The organism is Variovorax sp. HW608 (assembly GCF_900090195.1).
Taxonomy (GTDB): domain Bacteria; phylum Pseudomonadota; class Gammaproteobacteria; order Burkholderiales; family Burkholderiaceae_C; genus Variovorax.
This window is the reverse complement of record NZ_LT607803.1, coordinates 6,150,253-6,176,852: the sequence shown is the minus strand read 5'-3', so window position 1 is coordinate 6,176,852 and position 26,600 is coordinate 6,150,253. Positions and strand designations below refer to the sequence as shown.

27 protein-coding genes and 1 tRNA gene are annotated in these 26,600 nt (G+C 67.1%); 10 read left to right on the top strand and 18 right to left on the bottom strand.

Going from position 1 to position 26,600, the window contains the following annotated elements; genetic code table 11:
• Window positions 1-7 precede the first annotated feature (7 nt).
• The 6 genes from VAR608DRAFT_RS29180 (at window position 8) to VAR608DRAFT_RS29155 (ending at window position 6,542) form a co-directional block, all read left to right on the top strand.
• Window positions 8-1,330, top strand: a complete 1,323-nt coding sequence (locus tag VAR608DRAFT_RS29180) for an ATP-binding protein (protein ID WP_088957252.1) — start codon at window positions 8-10, stop codon at window positions 1,328-1,330.
• Window positions 1,331-1,434: 104 nt separating this feature from the next.
• The gene (locus VAR608DRAFT_RS29175; RefSeq protein ID WP_088957251.1) at window positions 1,435-2,922 is read left to right on the top strand and encodes a DegQ family serine endoprotease; all 1,488 of its coding nucleotides are present in this window, start codon (window positions 1,435-1,437) and stop codon (window positions 2,920-2,922) included.
• 142 nt (window positions 2,923-3,064) lie between these two features.
• Window positions 3,065-3,385, top strand: a complete 321-nt coding sequence (locus VAR608DRAFT_RS29170; RefSeq protein ID WP_088957250.1) for a hypothetical protein — start codon at window positions 3,065-3,067, stop codon at window positions 3,383-3,385.
• A 595-nt stretch (window positions 3,386-3,980) separates the two neighbouring features.
• A complete protein-coding gene (locus VAR608DRAFT_RS29165; protein ID WP_088957249.1) occupies window positions 3,981-4,958 on the top strand; it encodes a LysR family transcriptional regulator in 978 nt (325 codons plus the stop codon).
• Between the two features lie 262 nt (window positions 4,959-5,220).
• Entirely contained in the window at window positions 5,221-6,135 is a 915-nt protein-coding gene (locus VAR608DRAFT_RS29160; RefSeq protein WP_088957248.1) for a hypothetical protein, read from the top strand.
• 62 nt (window positions 6,136-6,197) lie between these two features.
• Window positions 6,198-6,542 carry a DUF1090 family protein gene (locus VAR608DRAFT_RS29155; RefSeq protein WP_088957247.1) on the top strand — a complete coding sequence of 115 codons (345 nt, stop codon included), beginning with the start codon at window positions 6,198-6,200 and terminating at the stop codon, window positions 6,540-6,542.
• Between the two features lie 30 nt (window positions 6,543-6,572).
• Here VAR608DRAFT_RS29155 and VAR608DRAFT_RS29150 read toward each other — a convergent pair whose 3' ends face one another.
• Window positions 6,573-6,755: a DUF3606 domain-containing protein gene (locus tag VAR608DRAFT_RS29150; protein ID WP_088957246.1), complete on the bottom strand. Its 183-nt coding sequence runs from the start codon at window positions 6,753-6,755 to the stop codon at window positions 6,573-6,575.
• A gap of 415 nt (window positions 6,756-7,170) precedes the next feature.
• On the opposite strand from VAR608DRAFT_RS29150, the gene VAR608DRAFT_RS29145 reads away from it, so the two are divergent.
• Entirely contained in the window at window positions 7,171-7,527 is a 357-nt protein-coding gene (locus VAR608DRAFT_RS29145; protein ID WP_088957245.1) for a hypothetical protein, read from the top strand.
• A gap of 458 nt (window positions 7,528-7,985) precedes the next feature.
• Here the strand turns inward: VAR608DRAFT_RS29145 and VAR608DRAFT_RS29140 are convergent.
• The 5 genes from VAR608DRAFT_RS29140 to VAR608DRAFT_RS29120 form a co-directional block, all read right to left on the bottom strand.
• A tRNA-Asn gene (locus tag VAR608DRAFT_RS29140) sits at window positions 7,986-8,061 on the bottom strand.
• Between the two features lie 66 nt (window positions 8,062-8,127).
• Entirely contained in the window at window positions 8,128-9,057 is a 930-nt protein-coding gene (locus VAR608DRAFT_RS29135) for a thiamine phosphate synthase (protein ID WP_088957244.1), read from the bottom strand.
• Between the two features lie 14 nt (window positions 9,058-9,071).
• Entirely contained in the window at window positions 9,072-9,890 is an 819-nt protein-coding gene (locus VAR608DRAFT_RS29130; protein WP_088957243.1) for a thiazole synthase, read from the bottom strand.
• Window positions 9,891-9,898: 8 nt separating this feature from the next.
• On the bottom strand, window positions 9,899-10,096 hold the full coding sequence (gene thiS, locus VAR608DRAFT_RS29125; RefSeq protein ID WP_088957242.1) for a sulfur carrier protein ThiS: 198 nt from the start codon (window positions 10,094-10,096) through the stop codon (window positions 9,899-9,901).
• Window positions 10,093-11,208, bottom strand: coding sequence for an FAD-dependent oxidoreductase (locus VAR608DRAFT_RS29120; protein ID WP_088959035.1), 1,116 nt, complete (start codon window positions 11,206-11,208; stop codon window positions 10,093-10,095). Before VAR608DRAFT_RS29120 ends, thiS begins: the two co-directional genes overlap by 4 nt.
• A gap of 44 nt (window positions 11,209-11,252) precedes the next feature.
• On the opposite strand from VAR608DRAFT_RS29120, the gene thiD reads away from it, so the two are divergent.
• The gene (gene thiD / locus VAR608DRAFT_RS29115) at window positions 11,253-12,098 is read left to right on the top strand and encodes a bifunctional hydroxymethylpyrimidine kinase/phosphomethylpyrimidine kinase (protein WP_088957241.1); all 846 of its coding nucleotides are present in this window, start codon (window positions 11,253-11,255) and stop codon (window positions 12,096-12,098) included.
• Here the strand turns inward: thiD and VAR608DRAFT_RS29110 are convergent.
• The 9 genes from VAR608DRAFT_RS29110 to VAR608DRAFT_RS29070 form a co-directional block, all read right to left on the bottom strand.
• Complete coding sequence (locus VAR608DRAFT_RS29110; protein ID WP_088957240.1) at window positions 12,043-13,380, bottom strand: purine-cytosine permease family protein; 1,338 nt, start codon at window positions 13,378-13,380, stop codon at window positions 12,043-12,045. The two genes, thiD and VAR608DRAFT_RS29110, sit on opposite strands and share 56 nt — an antisense overlap.
• 185 nt (window positions 13,381-13,565) lie before the next feature.
• Window positions 13,566-14,015 carry a phosphatase PAP2 family protein gene (locus VAR608DRAFT_RS29105; RefSeq protein ID WP_088957239.1) on the bottom strand — a complete coding sequence of 150 codons (450 nt, stop codon included), beginning with the start codon at window positions 14,013-14,015 and terminating at the stop codon, window positions 13,566-13,568.
• On the bottom strand, window positions 14,015-15,088 hold the full coding sequence (locus VAR608DRAFT_RS29100) for an NAD(P)/FAD-dependent oxidoreductase (RefSeq protein WP_088957238.1): 1,074 nt from the start codon (window positions 15,086-15,088) through the stop codon (window positions 14,015-14,017). The genes VAR608DRAFT_RS29105 and VAR608DRAFT_RS29100 overlap by 1 nt, the downstream gene beginning before the upstream one ends.
• A complete protein-coding gene (fdxA, locus tag VAR608DRAFT_RS29095; protein WP_088957237.1) occupies window positions 15,046-15,375 on the bottom strand; it encodes a ferredoxin FdxA in 330 nt (109 codons plus the stop codon). The genes VAR608DRAFT_RS29100 and fdxA overlap by 43 nt, the downstream gene beginning before the upstream one ends.
• Window positions 15,376-15,416: 41 nt before the next feature.
• Window positions 15,417-16,751 (bottom strand): sulfate adenylyltransferase subunit 1, encoded by a 1,335-nt coding sequence (locus VAR608DRAFT_RS29090; protein WP_088957236.1) that lies wholly within the window; start codon window positions 16,749-16,751, stop codon window positions 15,417-15,419.
• Between the two features lie 124 nt (window positions 16,752-16,875).
• Complete coding sequence (gene cysD / locus VAR608DRAFT_RS29085) at window positions 16,876-17,829, bottom strand: sulfate adenylyltransferase subunit CysD (RefSeq protein WP_088957235.1); 954 nt, start codon at window positions 17,827-17,829, stop codon at window positions 16,876-16,878.
• Between the two features lie 43 nt (window positions 17,830-17,872).
• Complete coding sequence (locus VAR608DRAFT_RS29080) at window positions 17,873-18,493, bottom strand: phosphoadenosine phosphosulfate reductase domain-containing protein (RefSeq protein ID WP_088957234.1); 621 nt, start codon at window positions 18,491-18,493, stop codon at window positions 17,873-17,875.
• 40 nt (window positions 18,494-18,533) lie between these two features.
• Window positions 18,534-18,926: a DUF934 domain-containing protein gene (locus VAR608DRAFT_RS29075; protein ID WP_088957233.1), complete on the bottom strand. Its 393-nt coding sequence runs from the start codon at window positions 18,924-18,926 to the stop codon at window positions 18,534-18,536.
• Entirely contained in the window at window positions 18,923-20,704 is a 1,782-nt protein-coding gene (locus VAR608DRAFT_RS29070) for a nitrite/sulfite reductase (RefSeq protein WP_088957232.1), read from the bottom strand. Before VAR608DRAFT_RS29070 ends, VAR608DRAFT_RS29075 begins: the two co-directional genes overlap by 4 nt.
• A gap of 276 nt (window positions 20,705-20,980) precedes the next feature.
• On the opposite strand from VAR608DRAFT_RS29070, the gene VAR608DRAFT_RS29065 reads away from it, so the two are divergent.
• Window positions 20,981-23,527, top strand: coding sequence for a TonB-dependent receptor (locus VAR608DRAFT_RS29065; RefSeq protein WP_231973000.1), 2,547 nt, complete (start codon window positions 20,981-20,983; stop codon window positions 23,525-23,527).
• Window positions 23,528-23,545: 18 nt separating this feature from the next.
• Here VAR608DRAFT_RS29065 and trhA read toward each other — a convergent pair whose 3' ends face one another.
• Both trhA and VAR608DRAFT_RS29055 read right to left on the bottom strand, forming a co-directional pair.
• Entirely contained in the window at window positions 23,546-24,160 is a 615-nt protein-coding gene (gene trhA, locus VAR608DRAFT_RS29060) for a PAQR family membrane homeostasis protein TrhA (RefSeq protein WP_088957230.1), read from the bottom strand.
• A 236-nt stretch (window positions 24,161-24,396) separates the two neighbouring features.
• Entirely contained in the window at window positions 24,397-24,597 is a 201-nt protein-coding gene (locus VAR608DRAFT_RS29055) for a hypothetical protein (RefSeq protein WP_088957229.1), read from the bottom strand.
• A 274-nt stretch (window positions 24,598-24,871) separates the two neighbouring features.
• Here VAR608DRAFT_RS29055 and VAR608DRAFT_RS29050 point away from each other — a divergent pair, with 274 nt between their 5' ends.
• Complete coding sequence (locus VAR608DRAFT_RS29050) at window positions 24,872-25,132, top strand: hypothetical protein (RefSeq protein WP_088957228.1); 261 nt, start codon at window positions 24,872-24,874, stop codon at window positions 25,130-25,132.
• 13 nt (window positions 25,133-25,145) lie between these two features.
• On the opposite strand, the gene VAR608DRAFT_RS29045 is transcribed toward VAR608DRAFT_RS29050, so the two are convergent.
• On the bottom strand, window positions 25,146-26,600 hold the full coding sequence (locus VAR608DRAFT_RS29045; protein ID WP_088957227.1) for a GntP family permease: 1,455 nt from the start codon (window positions 26,598-26,600) through the stop codon (window positions 25,146-25,148).

Genomic DNA, 26,600 nt, shown 5'->3' with positions numbered 1-26,600 from the left:
CCGGCCGATGAGATCCCTTCGTGCGCGTCTGCTGTGGATTCTCCTGGCCGCGGTCGTCGTGGCCGCCGGCATCCAGGCTTTCGTGGCCTACCGCACGGTGCTGGCGGAAGCCGACGACATCTTCGACCACCACATGCAGCAGATGGCGCTTTCGCTGCGCGCAGGGTTGCCGCCGAGCGCGACGGTGGGCGGGCTCGGCAACCTCGGCGCGGCCGAGGAGAACTTCGAATTCATCGTGCAGGTCTGGACGGCGGACGGCCTTCTCATCTTCCAGTCCGCATCGCACGCCGCGTTGCCGCAGCGCGCGGTGCTCGGTTTCTCGAACGCCCAGGCACGCAGCACGACCTACCGGGTGTTTTCGATGCAGGCCGGTCCGCTCGTGATCCAGGTTGCGCAGGACATGGCTGCGCGCCGGCGCATGGCCGGGGCGCTCGCGCTGCGCACCATCTGGCCGATCGCGCTGGCGGCGCCGCCGCTCATGCTGGTGGTCTGGTGGGTCGTCAGCTTCTCGCTCGCGCCGGTGGCGCGGGTGCGGCGCCAGGTGGCACAGCGGCAGGCCGACGACCTCTCGCCGCTGAGCGAAGGGGATCTTCCGGAGGAAGTCCGGCCGCTGGTCCATGAGCTCAACCTGCTGTTCGATCGCGTGCGGAAGGCCTTCGAGGCACAGAAACATTTCGTCGCCGATGCGGCGCACGAACTGCGCTCGCCCCTGGCCGCGCTGAAGCTCCAGGTGCAGGGATTGCAGCGAGCGACGGACGATCCGACCCGTGAGCTTGCGGTGGCGCGCCTCGCCGCGGGCATCGATCGCGCGACCCGGCTCGTCGAGCAGATGCTCGCCCTCGCGCGCCACGAAGCGAGTGCCGCTTCGGGTGCCGAACGGGAAGCGGTCAGCCTGCCCGAACTGGCGCGGCTCGCGATTTCGGATGCGATCGCCGCCGCCCAGGCGCGGCGCATCGACGTCGGCGTCGTGCAGGCCGATCCGGTCAGGGTGGCGGGGCAGGCAGAGGCGCTCCGGATGCTTCTGCGCAACCTGCTCGACAACGCCATCAAGTACACGCCGGAGGGCGGGCGGGTGGACGTGAACATCGCCGCAGTCCCGGACGCTGTCGAACTGAGCGTGGACGACAGCGGTCCGGGCATCGCGGAGGACGAGCGCGAACGGGTGCTGGATCGCTTCTATCGATCCGGCGAACCGCAGGCGCCAGGCAGCGGGCTCGGACTGTCCATCGTGAAATCCATCGCTGATCTGCACGGCGCCACGGTCAGGCTCGAGCGCTCGGCGTCGCTGGGCGGGTTGCGCGTGGCGGTGCGCTTTCCGCCCTCGGCCTGAATCGCCGTCGGGGTATATCGCGCAGGCGCGCGTGTTTAAGTCGGGCTTAAGCGGGAGCCACGACATTCCTTTCGTTGAATTGCAAACCCTCGAAAGGATCCCAAATGAAGAAAAGCCTGACTTCACCCCGCGCGCTCGTCCTTTCGCTGGCGGCCGCCGGCGTGATCGGCGCAGCCGCCACCGGTGCCTACACCAGCGCGAACGCGGTCTCTTCCGCCCAACCTGCTGCGGCCGCCGCCACCACGGCGTCGGCACCGCTGGTCGCCATGCCCGATTTCTCCGCCGTCACGGCCCAGACGGGCCCGGCGGTGGTCAACATCAGCGTCGTCGGAACGACCAAGACCGCAGAAGGCCCGCAGGGCGCCCCCGGCATGGACCCGGACGATCCGATGTACGACTTCTTCCGCCGCTTCCAGGGGCAGGGCATGCCGCGTGGCAAGCAGCAGCCGCAGCAGCGCGAGGTGCCGGTGCGTGGCCAGGGCTCCGGCTTCATCGTCAGCCCGGACGGCATCATCCTGACCAATGCGCACGTCGTGAAGGATGCGACGGAAGTGACCGTCAAGCTGACCGACCGCCGTGAATTCCGCGCCAAGGTGCTGGGCTCCGATCCGAAGACCGACGTGGCGGTCATCAAGATCGATGCCAAGAACCTGCCGACGCTGTCCATGGGCAAGACCAAGGATCTGAAGGTTGGCGAATGGGTGCTCGCGATCGGTTCGCCCTTCGGCTTCGAGAACACCGTGACCGCCGGCGTCGTCAGCGCCAAGGGCCGCACGCTGCCGGACGACAGCTATGTGCCGTTCATCCAGACCGACGTGGCGGTGAACCCCGGCAACTCGGGTGGTCCGCTGATCAACACGCGCGGCGAGGTGGTCGGCATCAACTCGCAGATCTACAGCCGCAGCGGCGGCTACCAGGGTGTGTCGTTCGCGATCCCGATCGACGTCGCGATCCAGATCAAGGACCAGATCGTCGCCACCGGCAAGGCCAGCCATGCGCGCCTCGGCGTTGCGGTGCAGGAGGTCAATCAGACCTTCGCCGACTCGTTCAAGCTCGACAAGCCCGAAGGCGCGCTGGTCTCGAACGTGGAGAAGGGCAGCCCTGCCGATCAGGCCGGCCTGCGCTCGGGCGACGTGATCCGCAAGGTCGACGGCGATCCGATCGTGGCGTCGGGCGATCTTCCGGCCCTCATTGGCCAGAAGAAGCCGGGCAGCAAGGTCACGCTCGAAGTGTGGCGCCAGGGCTCGCGTGAGGAACTCACCGCGAAACTGGGCGATGCCGCCGAGAAGACCGCCACGGTCGCCAAGAACGAAGACGGCGCGTCGCAGGGCAAGCTGGGTCTTGCACTGCGTCCGCTCCAGCCCGAGGAGCAGCGCGAAGCGTCGGTCGACGGCGGCTTGCTGATCGTGAATGTGGGCGGTCCCGCCGCGTTGGCGGGCGTCCAGACGGGCGACGTGCTGCTGGCAATCAACGGCACGCCTGCGAAGAACATTGAGCAAGTCCGCCAAGTGGTGGCGAAGTCCGACAGGTCGGTGGCTTTGCTCATCCTGCGCGACGGCGACAGGATCTTCGTGCCGGTCCGCCTGGGCTGATCGCGGTGGTTCGCGAGCCGGGGTCCTTTGAGACTTAGTTCCGGTTCGCGAACCGCGTTGGGGTCCGATGTGCAATAGTGCCTTGGCCGATCTTTCTTACAGCTGTAACAATTATTGAAACAACTGAATAAGAGATTTCCCTATGGCACTCCGCGATCTTGCCCTGACTGTTCTCGAACTGGAGCCCAATGAATTTCATTGGGTTCTGATGGAGGCGGTACAGGCCGACTCCGAGGAGTGCCTGGGTTATCGCCCCATCGATTCCTCGACCCAGGGGCTGCCCGATTACTCGCAAGCCCTGATCCAGGGCGCATCGGCCCTTCGCGTCCTTCAAGGGCTTGCGCCGTTCGGCAAACCGGTCAATCCGGTGAGTCTTGGAGAGAGCGGTGGACCCACGGAGGATGCTGCGTCGTCGCCCGGCGAGGGGCCCGATTCCTGCATGTTCACCACCACCCACCTGTGATTGGAATCAGGCCGGTGCCGGGCCGCCCCAAGGTGGCCTGCGGCCCCCTTGGGGGGCAGCGACTACACGAAGTGAGGGAGCGTGGGGGCTAGCTGGTGCCGATGCCGAAATCGAGCGCGGTCACTGCAATCACCTTGGCGGCACGCGACCGGATGGTCTCCCTTTGCGAAACGCCGCGCAGAACCATCAAGGGCCCTGAAGCGCGAGTGCAGGCTGCCTCTCGCGACCGATGCGCGAACGGCGAGGAAAACGCGATCCGAAATCTGGTTGCAAGTGTGCCGATCTGTTGCATGCACCGAAGTTACGAGAGCGGGGCGGTGTCGGGAATCTCTCTAATGGGGCACTGATCCACCAGGCGGCATACTTCGGAAGATCGGAGGCTAGGCGCGTCAGCGCCAACGAGTAAAGGACGAGATGGTCGGCAGCCCATCGACGATGCGCAAGCGCTGCGACTGGTCACCATTGCGGGGCGGCTGGACGAAATAGATCTCATCAAGCTCGGCGTCAAACCCGAGTCCTGAAGCGCCGCAGCCGGGATCGGAGGTTGGTGCATACTTTTGGCGAGCGATTTTCGCGTCGACGCCAAAGAAAGCACATGCAACAAAAGCGCAACGACACCGGCGAACTGAACTTCCACCTCCTCAAGTGCCTGGTCGCACTGGTCGACCATTCGCATGTTTCACGCGCTGCCGATGCGGTGTCGATCAGCCAGCCCGCAATGAGTCGCGCAATGAGCCAGTTGCGCACCGTGACGAACGACCCGATTCTCGTCAAAGGCGGAAGCGGGCTCATTCCCACCGCCAAGGCAATCCAGCTTCGCGAATTCGCCGATCGAATCCTCCAGGAAATGGACCGGCTGCTCGACAACGCAGTCGCCTTCGATCCCAGGGAGCGGCATGAATTCCGAATGGTCGCGTCGGACTTCATGGAGTGCATCTTCATGGAGCGCCTGCTGCAGCACCTCGGCGCCGCATTCCCCGGGATCGGCGTTTCGGTTCGGCACCCGGTCCATCCATCCCAGTTCACCAAGGTGCTTGAAAGCGGCGAGGTGGACTTTGCCATCGGCATCCTGCCGTCGATCCTTCGCGATCTGCGTCATCGCCCGCTGCTCAAGGACAGGATCGTCTGCGCAGCCCGAGCGGGCCATCGGGCGGCAGGCAGGAAGCTCAGCATGGAGGAGTTCGCCGCGCTCGAGCACCTCGTGATCATTCCGAACACGGTGACTTGCTTCGGCGATTTCGTCGATGCGGCGCTCGAGAAGTACGGCCTCAGGCGCAACCGGCGCTACGTGACGCCGAACTACCTGACGGCGCCTCAGCTCCTCGAAAACTCCGACATGGTGGCTCTGCTTCCCGAGTCCTTGCTGACGCGCTTCCGTTCGCACATGGACCTGATCGAGATTCAGATGCCGATCGAGGTGCCACCCCTCGAGATCTATCTGTCCTGGCACGACCGGACGCATCGCCATGCCGCACACATGTGGTTTCGTGAGCAGGTGATGAAGAGTCTTGAGCCCGACCGGGCACAGTCCACAAACAGGGTTGTGAAGCAAGAAAATTCAATGCGCGCATAGCGATCATTCTTCTTCGTTATGGACAACGGATGAGTGACTCTCAATACTGGCCATTGCCGTAATGTCGCGGCAAGCATAGCGAGGGAAGCATGCGACTGGATTTCCGTGTCGAGAATCAGGGCGGGACGAGTCGAGCCGTTTCGCGCAGGCCGGTCAGCGGGTACGCGATGCAGTAGAGGTCCCCATGTCGCATCGAACCATCCGATCCGTTGACGATCTGGCGCAACTGCCAGACGGAGAACTGCTGGCATGCCTTGGCGCATTGCGTGCCGCGATCGTCGAAGCGAAGCGCCAGCACGCCATCGCGCTCCGAGAGCGCGTGGTTCCCGTCGATTCGCCGTTCGCGTTCTCCACCTTCAACTGGCGACCGAAGGGACCGCAGAGGCTGGATACGCCGGTTCAGCTGAAGCCCGAGACGCCGATCGACGAAATTTCAGTGCGCGCGAGTGCACGCGAAGCGCTGAGAGATCTGAGCATTTTCTGCATCGAGGACCTCTCCGCCATCAGCGAGCAGGAGCTCTTGCAGGAAGAGGCCATCGGCGCCAAGACGGTCGGGCGCCTGCGCGAGATCCTGGCGCGCGTCGGGCTGGATTTCCTTCCGAATCCGAACACGGAAGAACGTGCGCGCGAGCAGAGCAAGGCCGTGCTCGCGTTGCCCTACGAGGCGCGTGCGCTTGCCCTGCGCAACCTCGAAGACTCGGCGCCGGTGTCGGCCCTTGGCCTGCGTTCGTCGACCTTGAGCCGTGCGTTGGCCAATGGTCATGAGGTGGTGGGTGAATTGCGCCGCCTTCCGCTGGCCTTGCTGTGCGAGAACTATGGAAAGCGCGAGGCGCGCGAGATCTACGATTTGCTGATGCTGACGGACCGTCCGTTCGCGGGCTCGGCGGCGCCCATCGAACTGTGGAGGCACGGGCTCGTCGCAACCAAGGAACTGTCGGTTCCGACGGCACCGGAAACGCCGATTGCGCAATTGCGTCCGTGGCTGGGCACTTCCGTCGATTCCCTGAGTGCCTGTGGGATCCATACGCTCGGTGCATTGCGGGCTGCGGCTTCTCGCGGCGAGGTCGCGTCGTTCAGGGGGATCGGCCGCGTCACCGCCGAGCGTGTCGTCGGCTTCCTGGGGGCCTATGTCACGCCACAGCCGTACCGGCGCGGAATGTCGGTCACGGCGGGCTGAGGCGCTTTCCTCGAAGCGGTGACTTGGTGCAACATGTCGCATCCCATGACCCGGTCCGACCCATGAAACTGCACCTGTGCCTTGCTTCCTTGGCGGTTGGCCTGCTCGTCTCGATGCCGGCGAACGCACAGTCCGAGCCTTCGAAAAAAACTGAAGCCGACTGCTACGCCCGGCAGGCGGCCCTCGAGAAAGACATGCGGGATGCGCGCTCCAGGGGGCAGATGCTGCGCCGCCGGCAGCTGCAGGAATCACTGGACGCGCTGCGCGCGCGTTGCGATGAAATCGCCTCCAAGGACACGCACGAGGCGCGCGTGATGCGCCAGAAGAACGTGATCATGCAGCTGAGGCTCGATCTCGCCAACGCGGAAGAGGAACTGCAGCGGATCGTGTCCGAGAGTAAGAAATAAAGCGCCAGACGGCTGTCGCTGCCCGCAAGCTCATTTCTTGGAGCCGAGCCGATCGCGCACCGCAGTGACGTGATCGCCGACGTGGGTGATGGCGTCGTGCAATTGCGCTTCGGTGCAATGAAGTTCCCTGCACCAGTACTGCAGCTCGACGGGGTCCAGCGTATTGATCCGCCCGGGATCGAGGGGTTTGAAGTGGCTGAGATCGACAGACATATCCGCTCCTTCACGTATCCAGAGCAAGTCTTATAGGAGGAGAATGGAGGGACTTCAAGCACCGATGCACTCTTCGCTCGCGAAACGAAAGAAAAGCCGCCTGAGCTGCCCAGATGCGGCTCGCCGCGCTCGCGACGTGGCGCCGGGGTGACTGCGGCTGAGCGCCCGATCCCACGCACCACTCGAGTGCGAAGCCGCGGCCAACTTTCAGAAAGTTCTCAGCCGCCCACCGAGAAGCCGGTCCATAGACTGTGCAACCAAGAATTGCACGCGGAGGTGACGATATGGCTGGAGTGCTCGGCGAGTCGCTGCCGCCGCGGAAAGCCCGATACGGCGCGCGGCCCTGCTCAAGAATCGCGGTGTCGACGCCAACGGTCGTGATGGGCAAAAGGGTGTGATGAGGAAGGGGCAGGGGATGAAGAAGAATTCGTCGCAGATCGTGTTGGACGCGGTGAACGAACAGCACGCGGCGCAGAAGATCGCGACGCGCGAGACGCTCGAAGTGGCCACTGGCTTGAAGCGCAGCGTGCTCGATGATCGGCTTGCCGTGCTGGTCGATCGTGGCGAGATCTGGCGCGTGAAGGCGGGCGTGTTCATGCCGGCGCCCACGTTTGCGCCACCGCGGGCCGTGAGTGTCACGATGCTCCCGGGCGGTGCGACCAAGGTCGAGATCGGTGACCACTGTCTGGAGCTCACGCCGGCCGAAGCGCGCATGCTGGCGAAAACCATCCGCGGCCACGCGCAGGAGTTCGATCGCATCGAAGCCGAGTAGCGCAACAGCTACCTCGTCTCCCATCTCACCGAAGAAGTGAACGGCTGTGGCGACAGGTGCATGCGCTGCACCCACACAGACCGCTTCGCACGGCGCGCCGCGACCCCCCGTAGGGTTTGGAGTTCGAGGCCCGCTCCTAAGAATGAGCAGTCGCCGCCGATGTTGTCATGGATCATGGTCGAGAACGCTATCGCATCGCTCGCCGCGCGGCACGGTGCAGCCGCAGGCGGGCACATCCGGCTCGCAGAGGATGACAAGCCCGCGCCCGGGCTGGGCGCTTCCAAGAGACAAGGTGAGGAGGCCGAAGGAAAAAGCAGCCGAATGCGCTGATTTTCGGCGCTGGACGAGCATAGAGGCAGGACTGGATATTTGGCAGTTGCCAAATAAGCTGCCCAAAAACTGAAATGCCCCGCCATCTTTTGGATAGCGGGGCATCAAGTACCCACAAGGGTTTGTAGTGGCTCCTCGACCTGGGCTCGAACCAGGGACCTACGGATTAACAGTCCGGCGCTCTACCGACTGAGCTATCGAGGAACAAGACTTAAATTATAGCGTCTTTTTTTGGCCGTCCCGATCGCACTCAAATCTTTTGAAATCTTTTCATCGTGCGGTTGCCGGGTCAGCGACGAAGCCCATGAGTCTAACCGCTGCCGCTTCGGGGTCCGGCGCGGCGACCAGCGCACGAACCACTGCGACCGAACCGACGCCGGTGGCCAGCACTTCGGGCATGCGCGCGGCATCGACGCCGCCGATGCCCACCTGCGGATAGCCGCGCATCAGGCGGGCATAGGCCGCGAGCCGCGCAACGCCCTGCGGCGCGGTCGCCATCTGCTTGAGCGTGGTGGGGTAGATCGCGCCCATCGCGATGTAGCTCGGGCTCACCGCATCCGCACGGACCATTTCGGCGTAGCCGTGCGTGCTGACGCCGAGGCGGATGCCCGAGTCCCGGAGGGTCTTCAGCACCTCCGGGGTCAGCGCGTCGAGATCTTCCTGGCCGAGGTGCAGGCCATAGGCCCGCGCTGCGATCGCTGCGCGCCAGTGGTCGTTGATGAAGAGCAGGCTGCCGGTGCCCTGGACGGCCAGGACCGCGGCGTTCACTTCGCGCGCAATCGCATCGGCATCGTTCGACTTGAATCGCAGTTGAACGGTGGGAACACCGGCGCGCGCAATGCGGCCGACCCAGTGCGCGTCCGGCAGCACTGCATAAAGGCCGAGCTTCTCGGGGCAGGACGGAAACGCATCGGGACGGGCACCCGGAGGAAACGGCCGCATGCCGAAGTCGACCGGATGCTCGGGCCATGCACCGGGGTCGAACGATCCGGTGCGCACCGTTTGCGCCCGCCATGCACGAGCGAGGCATTCGGCGTCGACGTCGATGAATCCGAGCCTCGCGCAAGCCTGCTTGGCGCCCCGATAGACCGCATCGTCCGATGAGAAAGAGGCGGCCTCGAAGTCGGTCCTGCCGAAGCGCGAAGCGTGCGCCGCGACGATGGATCGCGCAATCGCCTCGGGTGTGTTGGGTGCGGTCATCGCGTTCGATGTCTTCATTGCGTGGAGGCGTGATGCCAGAACGGCGTGCCCAGCACCGGCGTGCTCGGTTGCGCGGATTCCTGTGCCGCCATGGCGCCCGCGCGGTACGCGCCGCGGCCGGCCTGCACGGCGTCGGCGAACGCGCCCGCCATCGCGACGGGGTCCTGCGCGAGCGCGACGGCGGTATTGAGCAGCACGCCGTCGTAGCCCCATTCCATGACCTGGCATGCATGCGAGGGCAGGCCGAGTCCCGCATCGACGAGCAACGGAACATCGAGTCGCTCGCGCAGCACCTGCAGTGCGTAGGGGTTGACCGGGCCGCGTCCGGTGCCGATCGGCGCCGCCCAGGGCATCACCGCCTGGCAGCCGACGTCGACCAGCCGCTGGCACAGCACGAGGTCCTCGGTGCAGTAGGGCAGCACCTGGAAGCCGTCACGGATCAATTGCGAGGCGGCATCGACGAGGTTCAGCGTGTCCGGCTGCAAGGTGTAGTCGTCGCCGATCAGTTCGAGCTTGATCCACGGCGTGTCGAAAAGCTCGCGCGCCATCTGGGCCGTCGCGATCGCTTCCTGCACGCTGTGGCAGCCGGCGGTGTTGGGGAGGACCGGCACGTCGAGGCGCTTCAGCAGCTCCCAGAAGCCGTTGTCGCCGCCCGATCCCTTCGGCGTCGCGGTCTGGCGGCGCAGCGAGGCGGTGAGCATCGCGGGCTTCGCGCGGCGCACGGCAGCCTCGAGCACATCGGGCGAGGGATAGCGCGCGGTGCCGAGCAGAAGGCGGCTCTGGAAGCGCTGCCCGTAGAGGACGAGCGGGTCGTTGTCGGAGGGATGTGTCATGGCTTTTTTCAGCCGCCCGTGACGGGGCGGATCACTTCGATGCGATCGTCGGTCTTGAGCGCGTGCGATTCGTAGCTGGAGCGCGGCACGAACTGGCGATTCACCGCCGCGGCGAAAGGCGGCGTGGCGTTGACGAGGCGCAGCGCGTCGGCGAGCTTCGCTTGCGGCGGCAGCGTGTGAGGGATGTCGTTGATCAGGATGTTCATCGGAGGGCTTCTTCCAGGCCGGGCGCCAGCTCGAACCGGCTCGCGAGCGTGGAATGCCCGGTCGCCAGCAGTTCCACCGCCACGTCGAGCACCGCCGGCGCAATCATGAAACCGTGCCGGTAGAGGCCGTTGATCTGCATGACGCCGGGCCTCGGCTGCCGAATGGCGGGCAGGTTGTCGGGCAGGGTGGGGCGGCACTGCGTCGTGATCTCGATGATGCGCGCTTCGGCAAACCCGCTGTGCACCGCGTAGGCCGCGCTCAGCAGTTCGAGCGTCGAGCGCACGCTCGCGGGCGACATGTCGTCGGACTCGATCTCGGTCGCACCGATCACGAACACGCTCCCGGGCTTCGGCGCGATGTAGATCGGGTAGCGCGGATGCACCAGCCGCGTGGGCCGCCGCAGCAGGACCTCCGGCGCATGCACGCGGATGACTTCGCCGCGCACCCCGCGCAGGGTGCTCCAGTCCGGGCGCGCGCCGAGGCCACGGCAGTCGATGACGCGATCGGGTTGCCCCGGCTCGCCGGGGCTGAAGGCGTCGAGCGCGCGAGGGGAGTTCCAATGCAGGCGGACTTGCGGCATGGCCTGCAAGGTGGCGAGCAGCGCCGCGAGCAGCTCGCGGTTGTCGAGCTGGCCTTCGTCCGGCAGCCAGAGGCCTTGCGCGAACCGGCGGCCCAGCGCGGGTTCCAGCGCGTCGATGGCGGCTGCGTCGAGCCTTTGCATGGCGGGCAGTTCGGGGACGGCGTCGGTCGTGCCCGCGAGCACGCGCGCCAGTCGTGCGGCCTCGGACGCGTCCTGGCGATGCCAGAGGACGAGCGTGCCTTCGCGCTGGAAGAACACCGGCTTGTGAAGCGATGCGATCAGCACGGGCCAGCGCGACAGCGCGTAGTGCCCCATTCGGACCACCGACGGCGGTGCCACTGCGGACTCGGCCAGAGGCGCCAGCATTGCGGCAGCCACGCGCGCCGCTGCGCCGTTCGCCTCCGGATCGCCGGCCTCGTAGACATCCACCCGGCAGCCGGCCTGTGCGAGCGTCACGGCAAGCAGCCGCCCCATCAGGCCGGCGCCGAGAATCGCAGCGCTCTGGAAAGGAAAATCGGTCCGGCTCGTCATCTGCCCCTCGCGCGGCACGTACGGCGTGCCCGATAATTTTCAACATGACCCATGCATTCTCCCGCTATGCCCGTGTGCTCTCGATCGCGGGCTCCGACAGCGGCGGTGGCGCCGGCATCCAGGCGGACCTGAAGACCTTTGCGGCCCTCGGCTGCTACGGCATGACGGCCATCACGGCGCTGACCGCGCAGAACACGCTGGGCGTGTCCGGCATCCACAGCGTTCCGCCGGAGTTCCTCAAGGCGCAGATCCAGGCCGTGGTCGAGGACATCGGCGTCGATGCGGTCAAGCTCGGCATGCTGCACGCGCCCGAGATCGTCGAAGTCGTTGCCTGGGCGATCGATCATTACAAGCTGCCCAACGTGGTGCTCGACCCGGTGATGGTCGCCACGAGCGGCGACCGGCTCATCGCCGCCGAAACGGTGCAGGTGCTGGTGCGCGAACTGTTCCCGCGCGCGGCGGTGGTCACGCCCAACCTCGACGAGGCCGCGCTCCTGATCGGCCATGCGATCGACGGCGCCGATGCGCTGGACGATGCGGCGAGCGAACTGCTCGCCCTCGGCGCAAGCGCCGTTCTGCTCAAGGGCGGTCATCTGCCCGGGGAGGACGTGGTCGATCTGCTCGCGCAGGCCAACGGCGATCGGCTGCAGCTGGCTTCGGCGCGCATCGCGAGCCGCAATCTGCACGGCACCGGCTGCACCTTGTCTTCCGCCATCGCGTCGCATCTGGCGCTCGGCTATGACCTGGCGCAGGCGGTCGAACGTTCGCGCAACTACGTCGTCGCCGCCATCGAGGCGGGTGCGGACGTCAAGGTCGGAAGCGGACATGGCCCTCTCAACCACGGGTTTGCGCCAGTGCCGACGTTCCGCCTGCCGTCGACGGGCGCGTGATCCAGGCCAGCACGAAGGTGACCGCGAGCGTCGGCAGCGCGGAGCCCCACTGGGGCGCCCACGCGGCGCACGCGTGATAGATCGCGATGCCGCCGATCCAGATCGCCGCCGCCAGGATGTCCACGCGGCGCGCATCGATCGCACTGACGCTCACGCCGACGCCGAGGCGCCCGAGGATCACGCCGTAGAGCGGCACGAAGACCGAGCTCAGGAGCAGCAGGAAGGGCTCCAGCGAGTGCATCGGCAGCACCAGCGCCAGGGCGATGCACATCGCCGCGAGCATCAGGCCCCAGCGGCGGATGCTCCATTGCGGGAACAGGCTGTGCGAACAGACGGAGCCCGAATAGACGTCGCCGTAGGCGTTGTCCAGCTCGTCGACGAGGATCAGCCCCAGCGCCACCAGGCCGCCCTGCGCCAGCAGCAATGCGGCGAGCATGTCGGTGCCCGGCTCCGCCACGCTGACGACCATCACGCCGAGCGCATAGCACCAGATGTTCGCCACCGTGTAGCCGAGCCAGGTGCCGCTGAATGCGCCGCCCAGGCCGCCGGTGCTGCGCTTGCCATGGCGGGCGTAGTCGGCCACCAGCGGCAGCCAGGACACGGGCATCGCGATCACCAGATCGAGCGCGCCGAACATGCCCATGCTTGCGTCGCCGGGCCGCGACCAGAACGCCTCGAAGCCCTTGGCATGAAGCCGGGCGGCGAACTGCCAGCTCAGCCACACCAGCGACAGGATCACCAGCGGCAATCCGAAGCGGCTGACGAAGCGCCGCACCAGCCTCACCATCGAGCCCGCAAGCAGGGCGAGCAGGACCGCACCCCAGATCAGCGTGGTGACGACCGTGCCCGCGGCGCCGTCCAGTGACCAGCCGAACGCCTGCTTGCCGATGGCCTGCGTGCCCTCGCGCATGATCACGATCTCGAAGGTGGTCCAGCCGATCAGCTGCACGATGTTCAGGATCACGGGCAACCGGGCGAATGCGCTCCCATAGGTGGCATGCATGAGGCCAGCGCTCGCCAGCCCGCTTTCGCAGCCGATGCGGGCCGTCCAGGCCAGCAGGCCCGCGCCGATGCACGAGCCCAGCACGATCGCCAGCGCCGCATCGCGCGTGCCGACCGCAGGAACGAGGAATGCGCCGACCTGCATGACCAGGAGGCCGACGCCGAGGCTGAACCACAGTGCCATGTGGTCGTGCCAACGGAAAACGCGCCCGGCCTCGCGAAGCGGCGTGAGCGCCTCATTGGCGCCGAAAGGCGCCTCGGTGCTGTTGGTGTTTGCCATCCATTTGCTCCAGTGCAAATTGTTTGGCAGGTGGGCGAGGCCACGGCGACGGTTCCGGCACGTGAGAAAACGTGCGGCCGCCGGACCAGCTTCCCTGCGCGAGGATTACCTCAGTCAGGTTCAAAGGGACTCTCTCAGCCGACTCACCGTTTGTGAAACGGCGGGCCGGCACCCCCAGCGTTGCTTCAGTCTGGCGAAGCAGGATGGATTGTAGGCCTGTGGCGGCTGGCGGACTTGGCGTCGTCACGCCCGATCATCGGCACGATCACGCGCTCCTTGAACTTCAGGAGCAGCCAGAACACACCGGCGAGCGCCGCCGCCAGGAGGAAGCCGGCCACGACGTCGAACGGGTAGTGCACGCCGACGTAGATGCGCGCCCATCCCGTCACCAGCCCGATCGCCAGCAGGACGATGCCCGCGACGCGCAGCGCCGGGCGCATGCAGAAGATCAGCGCGATGGTGAACATGACGCAGGCATGCGTGCGCGGCGAGTGCGCCAGGACGGACGCCACGGCTGCGGCGCAGAGGGTGGCCATGACGTAGGCGCGCTGCGCAGGGTGCCGCCATGCCACCCAGCCCATCACGGCGACGCAGAGCCATGAACCGCCGACCGCGATCGACTCGGCGAGCGCCATCAGTGCTTCACGCCGAGCAGCTCGTGCAGGCGGGTGCTCGTGGTCGTGTACTGCAGCGGGATCGACTTGTCGGGAAAGACGACGGCCGTCGCGCCCCACGCGGCCAGCGTGGCTTCGTGGAAGCCGCAGACGATGAGCTTGACCTTGCCCGGGTAGGTGTTGATGTCGCCGACCGCAAAGATGCCGCGCTCGCGGGTCTCGTACTTTTCGGTATCGACGGGGATCTGCTTGCGCACCAGTTCCAGGCCCCAGTTGGCGATCGGCCCGAGGCGCGGGGAAATGCCGAGGCACCCGATGAGCGCATCGAAGGGCAGCACGAGGTTCTGCGCCTCCTGCGTGACCAGCGTCAGCCCCGTATCGTCGAAGGCGCAGGGCTGGCCGATGGCGAGCCGGATGGCCCCCTCGGCGATGCGCTGGCGCAGCGTGGCGAGGGTGGCGTCGTCATCGGCCTGGAAGACATCGCGCCGGTGCACGAGCGTGACCTGCTTCGCGATCGGCGCGAGCGCCAGCGCGGTGTCGACCGCCGCATCGTCACCGCCGTTGACCACGACCGTCTGGCCGGCGAAGCGGCCGAGCGCATCGAGGTCGGGGTGGTAGAAGAGCTTCGTCCCGTCCAGCCGCTCGATGCCGTCGATGGCGATCCGCTTGGGCACGAAGGCGCCGACGCCGGCCGCGATGAACACCGTCCTGGCCAGGAACGCCGTGCCGCGGTGCGTCGTCAGCAGCAATCGGCCGTCGGCCTGCCGCACCAGGGTTGCGACCTGCTCTCCGAGGTGGAATCGCGGTTTGAAGGGCGCGATCTGCTGCAACAACGATTCCACGAGGCCGCGGCCGGTGGTCTTCGGCCTGCCGGGAATGTCGTAGATCGGCTTGTCGCCATACAGCTCGACGCACTGTCCGCCAGCGCGGGGCAGTGCGTCGACGATATGGCTGGAGATTTCGAGCAGGCCGAGCTGGAAGGCCTGGAACAGCCCGACCGGGCCGGCGCCGATGATCAGCGCGTCGGTTTCGATCGGGGCGGGTGTCGTGCTCAGCGCACCAGCTCCGAGATCTTGCCGGTCTTGTCCTTCCACTCTTCAGCGTCGGGCAGCGCCGGCTTGCGCTTGGTGATGCTCTTCCAGCCGTCGGCCACGGCCAGTTCGGCATTGAGCTTGATGAAGGCGAGCTGGTCGGCCGGGAGGTCTTCCTCGGCGTAGATCGCGTTGACCGGGCATTCGGGGATGCACACCGCGCAATCGATGCACTCGTCCGGATCGATCACCAGCATGTTGGGCCCCTCGCGGAAGCAATCGACCGGGCACACGTCGACGCAGTCGGTGTATTTGCAGCGGATGCAGGCTTCGGAGACGACGTGGGTCATGGTGAGGCAGAACGAGAGTTGGATCGGGGAAACCCCGAATTTTAGGCGCTTGTGACAGCAGGCTGCACGAGCACGGCCGCGGAAGTGCGATGCGAGGCGGTGTCGACCAGGATCAGCGAGCCGAGCGCGCGCGATTGCGTGAACGGCAGCACCGCGAGCGGCTGCTGCAGGCTGAGCACGACGTCGCCGATCGCATTGGCCTCGAGGTGGTCGGCCGGCTCGGATTCGAGCGTCGTGATGTTGACGCGATCCACGATGCGCGCCACCTTGGCCTTGACCCAGCGATGCCCCTGCAGCGCCCAATAGACGCGGCCCGGCACCAGCGGCTCGTCGTCGAGCCATGCGATGGTCGCGGTGATCTCGCGCTGCGGCTCGAAGGCGCCGGGTTCCAGCAGCCAGTCGCCGCGCGAGACGTCGAGTTCGCGGTCGAGCACGATGCCGGCGCTGTGGCCCGCATGCACGGTCTTGGGCTGGCGCGTGTGGCTCAGCACCTGCGCGACGGTGGCGGTCTGGTTGCCGGGCAGCACCGTGACGCGCTGGCCGGGCTCGACGTGGCCGCTGGCGACGCGGCCCCAGAACGCGCGGCGGCCGCGCGAGGTGTCGGCCGAGGACGAGAACTTCTCGACCCACTGGACCGGGAAGGCGAAGGGCACGGCTTCGTCCTGCGCGGTGACGGGCAGGGTCTCGAGCAACTCGAGCAGGCTGGGGCCCTCATAGCCCGCCCAGTTCGCATGGCGCGAAGCCACGTTCCAGCCCTTGAGCGCCGAGATCGGCACGGTCGCGGCGACCTGCACGCCGGCGGCTTCGGCAAAGTCCGAGAGCGCGGAGGAGATGCGCTCGAAGGCCAGTTCGGCATCGTCGATCGCATCGAGCTTGTTGACCGCGAACACGATCGACTGCACGCGCAGCAGGTGGCACAGCAGGGTGTGGCGGCGGGTCTGCGGCAGCAGTTCGCGCTTCACGACCTCGCCGTCGCCGACTTCGGCGGCCCAGGCCAGCTTGGTCGCGTCGACCAGCACCACGGCGGCATCGGCGCTCGAAGCGGCAGTGACCATGTTGCGGGTGTACTGCTCGTGGCCCGGCGCGTCGCCGATCACGAACTTGCGGTGCGCAGTCGAGAAATAGCGATAGGCCACGTCGATCGTGATGCCTTGCTCGCGTTCGGCCGACAGGCCGTCGGTGAGCAGCGCCAGATCGACCTCGCCGCCGCGCTGCACGCCGGCCAACTGGTCTTGCAGCACGGTCTTGCTGTCGACCAGCAGGCGGCCGATCAGCGTGCTCTTGCCGTCGTCCACGCTGCCGCAGGTGATGAAGCGCAGCGCGGCGCCGGTTTCGGCGGCAGTCGATTGAGAAGAAGCAACAGCAGTCATGTTCATAGCAACCTAAAAATACCAACGGACCCCATCCCAGAAACACCGCGGAACCGGCTTTGCCGGGCCGCTGGTGTTGCCCCCGGTCGGGGGTGGGCGGCTACACGAAGTGAGCAAGCCTGGGGGCGAGTTAGAAGTACCCGTCCTTCTTGCGCTTTTCCATCGAGGCTTCGGACGTCTTGTCGTCCATGCGCGTGGCGCCGCGCTCGCTCACTTCGGCGGCCAGCGTCTCGACCACCACGTCGGCCGCATCGGCCGCGAGGCTTTCCACCGGGCAGGTGCAGGTGATGTCGCCCACGGTGCGGAAGCGAACGTCGCGCACCTCGATCTGTTCGCCGTCGCGCGGCGGCGTGAGTTCGGTCACCGGCACCAGCAGGCCGCGGCGCTCGACCACTTCGCGCTTGTGGGTGTAGTAGATCGAGGGCAGGGCGATGTGCTCGCGCTCGATGTATTGCCAGACGTCGAGCTCGGTCCAGTTCGAGATCGGGAAGACGCGGAAGTGCTCGCCCGGTGCCAGGCGGGTGTTGAACAGCGTCCACAGTTCGGGCCGCTGGTCCTTGGGCTGCCACTGGCCGAAGCTGTCGCGGTGCGAAAAGATGCGCTCCTTGGCGCGGGCCTTTTCCTCGTCGCGGCGCGCGCCGCCGATCAGCGCGTCGAAGCGGAATTCCTCGATGGCTTCGAGCAGCGTGACCGACTGGTGCACGTTGCGCGATTCGCCCGGGTGCGCGAGGCGCACCGTGCCGCGCGCCATCGAATCCTCGACGTTGCGCACGATCAGTTCGGCACCGAGCTCCCTGGCGCGCGCATCGCGGAACTGGGTCACTTCAGGGAAGTTGTGGCCCGTGTCGATCATCAGGAGCGGATACGGGATTCGGCCGACGCCGAAGGCCTTCTCCGCGCACTTGAGCAGCACCAGCGAATCCTTGCCGCCGGAGAACAGCAGCGTCGGCCGTTCGAAGGAGGCCGCGACTTCGCGCAGGATGAAGATGGTCTCTTCTTCCAGCGCATCGAGTTGCGTGTTGGACAGGCGGCTCAGGGTCTCCGCGCTCGGCAGCAGCAGGTCGGGTTCGGTGCGGGCGTTCATGGAATCGGGGGCTGAAGAAATGGATCTGTAGGGGCTGGGGACTTCAGTGCGAGAGGTGCAGACCGCATTCACGGTTGTCCTCGCCCTTGGTGGGATCCACGTAGTCGAAGTTGTTGGGCAGGCCGTGCGTCTGGCAGTAGTCGTACAGGTCCTTGGACGACCAGTGCAGGAGCGGGGCGACCTTGATCAGGCCATCGGGATTGATGCTGACCGGGTCCATCTGTGCGCGCACGGCCGTGTCGGTGGCGCGCAGCGCGGTGAACCAGACCTTGGGTGCCGTCTCGCGCAGCGCACGGGCAAAGGGCTCCAGCTTCACTTCCTCGGTGAAGGCGGCATGGCGCGGATCGTCCAGCGCCGGCGTCGGGCCGTCGACGGCTTCCCGATGCGCCCGCGAACGCCGCGGCACGAAGATGCGCAGATCGAGCTTCAAGAGCCGGGTCAGCTCGTCGGCGAAGCGGTAGGTGGCCTCGGTGTTGTAGCCGTTGTCCATCCAGACCACGGGCACGTCGGGTTTCACGCGCGTGACCATGTGCAGGATCACCGCCTCGAAGGGGCGGAAGTTGGTGGTGATGATCGCGGGCTGGCCCAGGCCGATGGCCCAGTCCACCAGGCCTTCGGCGTTGCGGCCGAGCCTGGCGTTGAGTTCTTCGAGGTCGATATTCATGGGGCGGGGATTCCAGTGGGACGGGGCGACGGCGGCACGCTCAGCCGCGTTTGAACAAGGGCGCGGTCTGCACCGCGTCGCCCTGGTAGTAGGCGGCGAAGCGGTCGAACTGGCGCTGGGCAGCCGTGGCGTCCACGCCTTCCCTCAGCACGGCGCTGGAGAAACCCATGCGCTGCATCTGCACCAGCTGGTCGATCAGCACGTCGCCGGTGGCGCGGATATCGCCCTTGAAGCCAAGGCGGCGGCGCAGCAGGAACGCCTGGCTGTAGGCGCGGCCATCGGTGAACTTCGGGAAGTCGAGGTCGATGCGCTCCACGTCGTCGAGGCAGACCTCGATCGCCAGCGGATCGGCGTCGTTCGGCAGTTGCAGCACGTTCGGTTCGCCGTTGTCGACGTGGTCTTCGGCGGCAAGGATCCTGAGGGTCTTGTTCATGCTGCGGCCTCCTCGACCTTGAAGCGTGCGCCGTTGGCCGCGGTCTTGAAGGGCTCGATGCCCACGCGGCGCAGCGCGTCGATGAAGCTTTCGCCGGATTCGCGGGTGTCGCGGTAGGTGTTGAGCACTGCTTCGATCACGCCGGGCACTTCGGCCGCCGAGAACGACGGGCCGACCACCTTGCCGGGCTGCGCCGGACCGCTGAGTTGGGAGCCGTCCGAGCCGCCGAGCGTGACCTGGTACCACTCCTTGCCGTCCTTGTCGACGCCGAGGATGCCGATGTGGCCGCTGTGGTGGTGGCCGCACGAGTTGATGCAGCCGCTGATGTGCAGGTCGATCTCGCCGAGATCGTCGAGCTCGTCGAGGTCCTGGTAGCGCTCGGTGATCGCTTCGGCGATCGGAATCGAGCGGGCGTTGGCCAGTGCGCAGAAGTCGCCGCCGGGGCAGGCGATCATGTCGGTCAGCAGGTGCACGTTGGCACTCGCGAAGCCGGCCTCGCGGGCCGCAAGCCACAGGGCGTGCAGGTCTTCGGCATGCACCCAGGGCAGCAGCACGTTCTGGTCGTGCGTCACGCGGGCTTCGCCGGCGCTGAAGCGGTCGGCCAAGGTCGCGACGGTTTCGAGCTGCGCGGCCGATGCATCGCCGGGCGCCTGCAGGCGGCGCTTGAAGGACAGCGTCACCGCGCGCAGCGCCGGGTTCTTGTGCGGTGCGACGTTGCGGGCCAGCCAGCGCGCGAACATCACGTCGTCGGCCGCCTGGGCGCGCAGCTCGGCGTCGGTTTCCTCGGCGCTGCGGAACACGCGGGTCGCGAGCGTCGGCGGCACGAAGGAGGCGTTCACGCGGTCGAACTCGGCCTGCGAGATGGTGTGCGGGGCGCCGTCGTGCTCGATGATCTGCTTGTACTCGGCCTCGACGTCGTCGATGTAGACCTGGCCTTCGGCCTTCACGAGGATCTTGATGCGCGCCTTGTAGATGTTGTCGCGGCGGCCATAGCGGTTGTAGACCCGGATCACCGCTTCGAGGTAATTCATGATCTGGTTCCACGGCAGGAACTCGCGCAGCACGGTGCCGATGATCGGCGTGCGGCCCATGCCGCCGCCGACCTGGACGCGAAAGCCGAGCTCGCCCCGGTCGTTCTTGACGAGGTGCAGGCCCACGTCATGCCAGCCGGTCGCGGCGCGGTCTTCGGCGGCGCCGCTGATCGCGATCTTGAACTTGCGCGGCAGGAAGGCGAATTCGGGGTGCAGCGTGCTCCACTGGCGCATGATTTCGGCGTAGGGGCGCGGGTCGGCCACCTCGTCGATCGCGATGCCGGCGCGCTCGTCGCTCGTGATGTTGCGGATGCAATTGCCGCTGGTCTGGATGCCGTGCATGTCGACCGAGGCGAGCAGGTCCATCACGTCCGCCGACTTGGAAAGCGGAATCCAGTTGTATTGCACGTTCGTGCGGGTGGTGAAGTGCGCGTAGTGCGTCGGCAGCTTGTGCGAGCCGAGCTTGCCCTGCGTGGCGACCGCGTTCTTGTAGACCTCGGCCTCCGGCTCGTCGTATTCGCGGGCGATCTTTGCGAGCACGCGCAGCTGCTTGCTCGACAGCTCGCCGTACGGCACGGCGACGCGCAGCATCGGCGCGTAGCGCTGCACATACCAGCCGTTCTGCAGCCGCAGGGGACGGAATTCATCCTCGGACAGCCTGCCCGTCTGCCAGCGTTCGAGTTGGTCGCGGAATTGCGCCGCGCGCAGGTGCACGAACTGGCGGTCGAAATCTGTGTATTGGTACATCGTGTGTCAGTTGTTGAAAGGCAGTGCGTCCACCGGCCCCGGTCAACGAGGCCGCAACTTTAGAAGCGCGCCTTATGGAAACAAACTATTTTTTGGTTCGCGCCTTATGCGGATAAGCTTATTCGCCAGCCCCCATGCGGGTTTGCGGGCGGTCAGTTGCTTATTCCGGATAAGGTGGCCGGCGCAGGAACGGCCGGCCCGCGCGGCTGGGCCGCACTCGAAACCCGGCGGATTCTAGGAGCGTGGTCGGGGATTTTTTTGCGGAGGAGGAGACACATGCAATGTCGCTTCGGCGTCCCCCGCATGCCGCGCCTGCCCGCGTTCGCGCTGCTGGCGACGGCTTCGGTCGCGCTCCTGCGCGCCGGGCCGGCCACGGCCCAGGAGCAGCAGCAGGAAGAGCGCGAGCTGCCGACCGTCACGGTCGTCGCGCCCACGCCGCTGCCGGGCCTGGACGTGCCCAAGGACCAGGTACCGGCCAACGTGCAGAGCGCCACCGGCGAGGACATCGATCGCGCGCATGCGCTGGACCTGGCGGGCTTTCTCTCGCGCCGCATGAACGGCGTGACCGTCAACGAGATCCAGGGCAATCCCTTCCAGGTCGACATCAACTACCGCGGCTTCACCGCCTCGCCGCTGCTAGGCACGCCGCAGGGCCTGTCGGTGTACCTCGACGGCGTGCGCCTGAACCAGCCCTTCGGCGACGTCGTGAGCTGGGACCTGATCCCGCACAGCGTGATCCAGAGCGTGGTGCTGATGCCCGGCAGCAACCCGCTGTTCGGCCTCAACACGCTGGGCGGGGCGCTGTCGGTGCGCACGAAGGATGGCTTCACCAGCCCCGGCACCTCCGTGCAACTGCTCGGGGGCAGCTACGGCCGCGTGGCCGCCGAGTTCGAGACCGGCGGCAGCCGCGACGACGGCCTCAACTGGTATCTCGCAGGCAACCGCTTCCACGAGGACGGCTGGCGCACGGCCTCCCCGAGCGATCTGCGCCAGCTCTTCGCCAAGGTCGGCAAGCGCTCGCGCGACACCGAGGTGTCGCTGACGACCGCCTATGCCGACAACGACCTCACGGGCAACGGCCTCCTGGAGCAGCACGCGCTGCAGCGCGACTGGAAGAGCATCTACACGCTGCCGGACCAGACGCAGAACCGCTCGATCTTCGTGAACCTTGCCGCCAGCCACGACTTGAGCGACACGCTGCGCTTCACGGGCAACGCCTACTGGCGCGAGATCAAGGCCAGCACGCTGAACGGCGACGTCAACGCCGATTCGCTCGGCCAGGCGCTCTACCAGCCCGATGCGGCCGAGCGCGCGGCCCTCGCGGGCGCCGGCTTCACCGGCTTCCCGACCAGCGGCGAGACACAGGCCAACACGCCATTCCCGCGCTGGCGCTGCATCGCCAACGTGCTCACGAACGACGCGCCCAACGAGACCTGCAACGGGCTCTACAATCGCACCCGGATCGAGCAGCACAACCAGGGCCTCGCGGGCCAGTTCTCGGCGCTCATGGAGACGGCCGGCATCGGCCATCAGCTCGTGCTGGGTGCCGCCTACGACGCCAGCCGCGTCGGCTTCGACCAGAGCGCGCAGTTCGGCTTCATCAACCCCGACCGCTCGATCACGCCGCTCTTCGGGCCCGGTGCCTTCGCCGACGGTACGCAGAACACCGAGAACCCCTTGGATGCGCGCGTGGGCCTGTCGAGCCGCTCGCGCACCTGGAGCGTCTATGCGAGCGACCTCATCGAGATCAGCGCTGCCACGCATCTCACGCTATCCGGACGCTACAACCACAGCTCGGTCGACAACGTCGACTGGGTCACGCCCGGCCCCGCGCCGGGATCGCTCACGGGCGACCACAGCTTCAGCCGCTTCAATCCCGCGATCGGCCTGACCTTCGCGGCGAGCGAGGCGCTCACGCTCTATGCCGGCGTCAATCAGGGCAGCCGCGCACCGACCGCGATCGAGCTCGGCTGCGCCGATCCGGCGACGCCCTGCAAGCTGCCGAATTCCTTCGCCGGCGACCCGCCGCTCAAGCAGGTCGTGACCACCACCTTCGAGGCCGGCCTGCGCGGCAACTGGCAGCGGGCGGTCTCATGGAACTTCGGCCTCTTCCGCTCGGACAATCAGGATGACCTGCTCTTCGTCTCGGACAACGCGAGCGGCTTCGGCTACTTCAAGAACTTCGGCAGGACCCGCCGCCAGGGCATCGAGGCGGGGCTGGCGGCGCAGCCCGCCCGCGACTGGACCGTCGGCGCCAACCTCTCCCTGCTCGACGCCACCTTCCGCAGCGCCGAAGTCATCAACGGCTCGGGCAACAGCAGCAACAGCTCGGCGCTCGCGGGTGCGCCCGGCACCGACGGCACGATCGCGATCCGGCCGGGCGACCCCATCCCGCTGCTCCCGCGCCGCACGCTCAAGCTGGCGGCGAGCTGGGAGCCGCACGCGCAATGGCGCTTCGACCTCGACATGGTGGCCTCGAGCGGCGCGAACGTGCGGGGCAACGAGAACGGCCTGCACATGCCTGACGGCATCTACTACACGGGCGACGGGCGCACCGGCGGCTACGCGGTGTTCAACCTCGGCGCCGACTACCGGCCGCGCCCGGGGATGAAGGTCTTCGTGCAGATCAACAACCTGTTCGACCGCAAGTACGTGACCGGCGGCCAACTCGGCGCCAACGCATTCGGGCCCGGCGGCGCCTTCGTCGCGCGGCCCTTCCCGGCGAACGCCAACGGCGACTTTCCGCTGGTGCGTGCGACCTTCCTTGCGCCCGGCGCGCCGCGCACCGCATGGCTCGGCGTGCGCTACACCTTCGGCGGCTGAAAGGACGCCGGCCTGCCGTCACTGGAGCACGAACTGCGTGACGGCGACGTAGTGGCTCAGCGTGCCGCCGATCACGAACAGGTGCCAGGTGCCGTGCGCATGACGCCAGCCACGCGGGTTGGCATAGAAGATCGTCCCTGCCGAATAGAGCACGGCGCCCGTCAGCACCCATGCGACGGCGGCGCCGTCGAGCCGCTCGATGAGCGGTCCGAGCACCAGTGCGCCGAGCCAACCCATTCCCAGGTAGATCAGCAGGGAAGGCTTCGCCGGATCCGGCCGCAACTCGCGGCCGATGCCGACGATCGCGGCGGCCCAGATTCCGGCCAGCAGCGCCCAGCCCCAGGGACCCTGCAGCGTGACCAGCGCGAACGGCGTGTAGCTGCCGCCGATGAGCAGGTAGATCGCGCAGTGGTCCACGCGCTGCCAGAAGCGCTTCATCCGCCCGCGCGTGCTGTGGAAGATGGTCGAGGCGGCGTAGAGCAGCATCATCGAGATGCCGAAGACCAGCGCGCTGGCCGTCTTGGCGGGATCGTCCCCGGTGACCGTCTTCGAGATCAGCAGCGCCGCCCCGGCCGATGCCAGGAGAAAGCCGCACAAGTGGCTGTAGCCATTGAAACGTTCACCGTGGTACATGGTCGTCGCCCCAGGTGTTGCAGGTGTGTCGAGCGCGGCGCAGGGGCGCGGCGCTGTGACTCCATGAGACACCTGTTTACTTTTTTACACATCCGCCATTGGCACTGGCGAGTCGGCAGAGGGCTGCCGCGTTCGGGCGAAGGCTCTCTGCCGATCGGCAGGGCGATGGCGCAGAAGGTGCGTATGGCATCCGGTCATGGGGTCATGCACGCTCCACGAGCGCGTGGCAGCGCAACTCAGCGGCGTTCGCCGAAGACCAGGCTCAGCTGGCGCAGGGCGAGCTTCGGGTGGTCGCCGGGGCGGTCGGCCTCGTCCTCGCCGGGATGCGGCTCGCCGGCAGCTTCGGGCGTGGCCTGCTGCGTAGGGAAGGTCGCCAGGTGAAGCGCGAGACGCGCCTCGGAGGGCTCGAAATCGGGTGTTGGCATTGCGAGTGACATGGCAAGCTCCTTTTGTGTTCAAGGTAGACCAGCCGAAGGTTTTCGGCCGTAGGCGCCATCAGCGCAGGCAACGACGCCGACACTGATTTCCCCGTGCCCGCATTCCTACGAAATCGCCGCCTTGTGCGCCGGGTCGTACAGGCGATCGGCAGCCTCGCTTGCAACGCCGACCGCCTCATCCGGCCAAATGTCTACCGCCTTCGCGGTATGGACCTACAGGTTCACAGGTAATACATAAGTAGTCTGAAGATGATCCACAACTTCAGGAGGACATGTGCGGCAGGGACGAAGAGGCAAGCTGACCCAACTCCATCAGGCCGTTGTCGCGAGTCGCCTCGCGGTGGAAGCCGCGCGTGGCGAACTCATCGAGGCACTGGGCGACTGGCTTTGCGGCGGCGACGCATTGCCGCCGGGGTCGGTGGAGATCCAGACGCTCGCGCGCCTGTGCGAGGCCCAGAAGCAGGCCGAGGCCGAATACGCGAGGTGCGTCGCGGCGCTGTCTGAAAAGGTGGTCCGGCGCGCCCGCGTGGCCTGAGCTGCCGGGAGACTCAGAACGAGCCGAAGGTGGAACCCAGCAGGATCACCGCGACCAGCGCCAGCAGCGCGCTGACGATGCCCACCATCACGATGTCGAAGTAGCTCTCCTTGTGGCCCGTGCCGCAGACGGCGAGCAGCGTCACCACCGCGCCGTTGTGCGGCAGGCTGTCGAGGGTGCCCGCGCCGATCACCGCGACGCGGTGCATCAGCGCCGGATCGAGCCCGATCGTCGCGGCCAGCTGCATGTAGGTGGCGCCCAGCGCGTCGAGCGCGATCGTCAGCCCGCCCGAGGCCGAGCCGGTGAGCGCCGCGAGGATGTTGGTGGACAGCGCCAGCGACACCAGCGGCCCGCCGCCGATGCCCAGCACCCATTCGCGCACCATCTCGAAAGCCGGCATCGCGGCCACCACCGCGCCGAAGCCCACGAGGCTGGCCACCGACACCACCGGCAGCACCGAGGCATTGGCGCCCGCGTCGATCGTCTCGCGCAGCGAAGGCAGCCGGCTCCAGTTGCACGCGATCAGCACCACGATCGCCGCCATCAGCGCCACCAGCACCGCCCAGACGCCGCCCACGTTGGCGATCGAGATGCCGCCGAAGCGTGGATCGGCGAGGTAGCCGGTGTCCAGGCGCGGCAGCACCACCAGCGCCATCAGCAGGTTGACCAGAACGACCACGGCGAGCGGCAGCAGCGCGACGAAGACGCCGGGCTCCCTGTCGCTGTGGCCGCCGCGCGTGGCCTCGGCGGGATCGAAGCTGCCCGAGGTGCTCGCGCGCTCGCGCACCACCGGGTTGGCGGAGGCGTCCACGTGCTTGTCCACCGTGACGGTGCCGAAGCCTTCGCCGGCCTTGCGCGCGGCGTTCTCGGCGCGGCGCAGCCACCACATGCCGAAGCCCAGCATGATCGCGGCGGCGATCACCCCCAGCCCCGGCGCCGCGAAGGCGGTGGTGCCGAAGAAGGGCATCGGGATCGCGTTCTGGATCGCCGGCGTGCCCGGCAGCGCGGACATGGTGAAGGTCGAGGTGCCGAGCGCGATCGCGGCGGGCATCAGCCGCGCGGGCACGTTGGCCGCGCGGAACAGCGCCTGCGCCATCGGCGCGAGGACGAAGAAGGCGACGAAGAGGCTGACGCCGCCGTAGGTCACCATCGCGCCGGCCAGCACCACCGCGAGCATCGCGCGCTGCGGGCCGAGCTTGTCGGTCATGAAGCGCGCGATGGTCTGCACCGAGCCGCTGTCGTCCATGAGCTTGCCGAAGATCGCACCGAGCAGGAACAGCGGGAAGAAGCTCGCCAGGAAGCCGGCCGCGGAGCCCATGAAGGTCTGCGTCCAGTGCGCGAGCAGCGGTTCGCCGGCGAACAGGGCCGCGATGAGCGCCGCGAGCGGCGCGAGCACCAGCACGCTCCAGCCCCGGTACGAAAGCCAGATCAGCAGGCCGAGGCCGACGAAGATTCCTGCGAGTCCCAT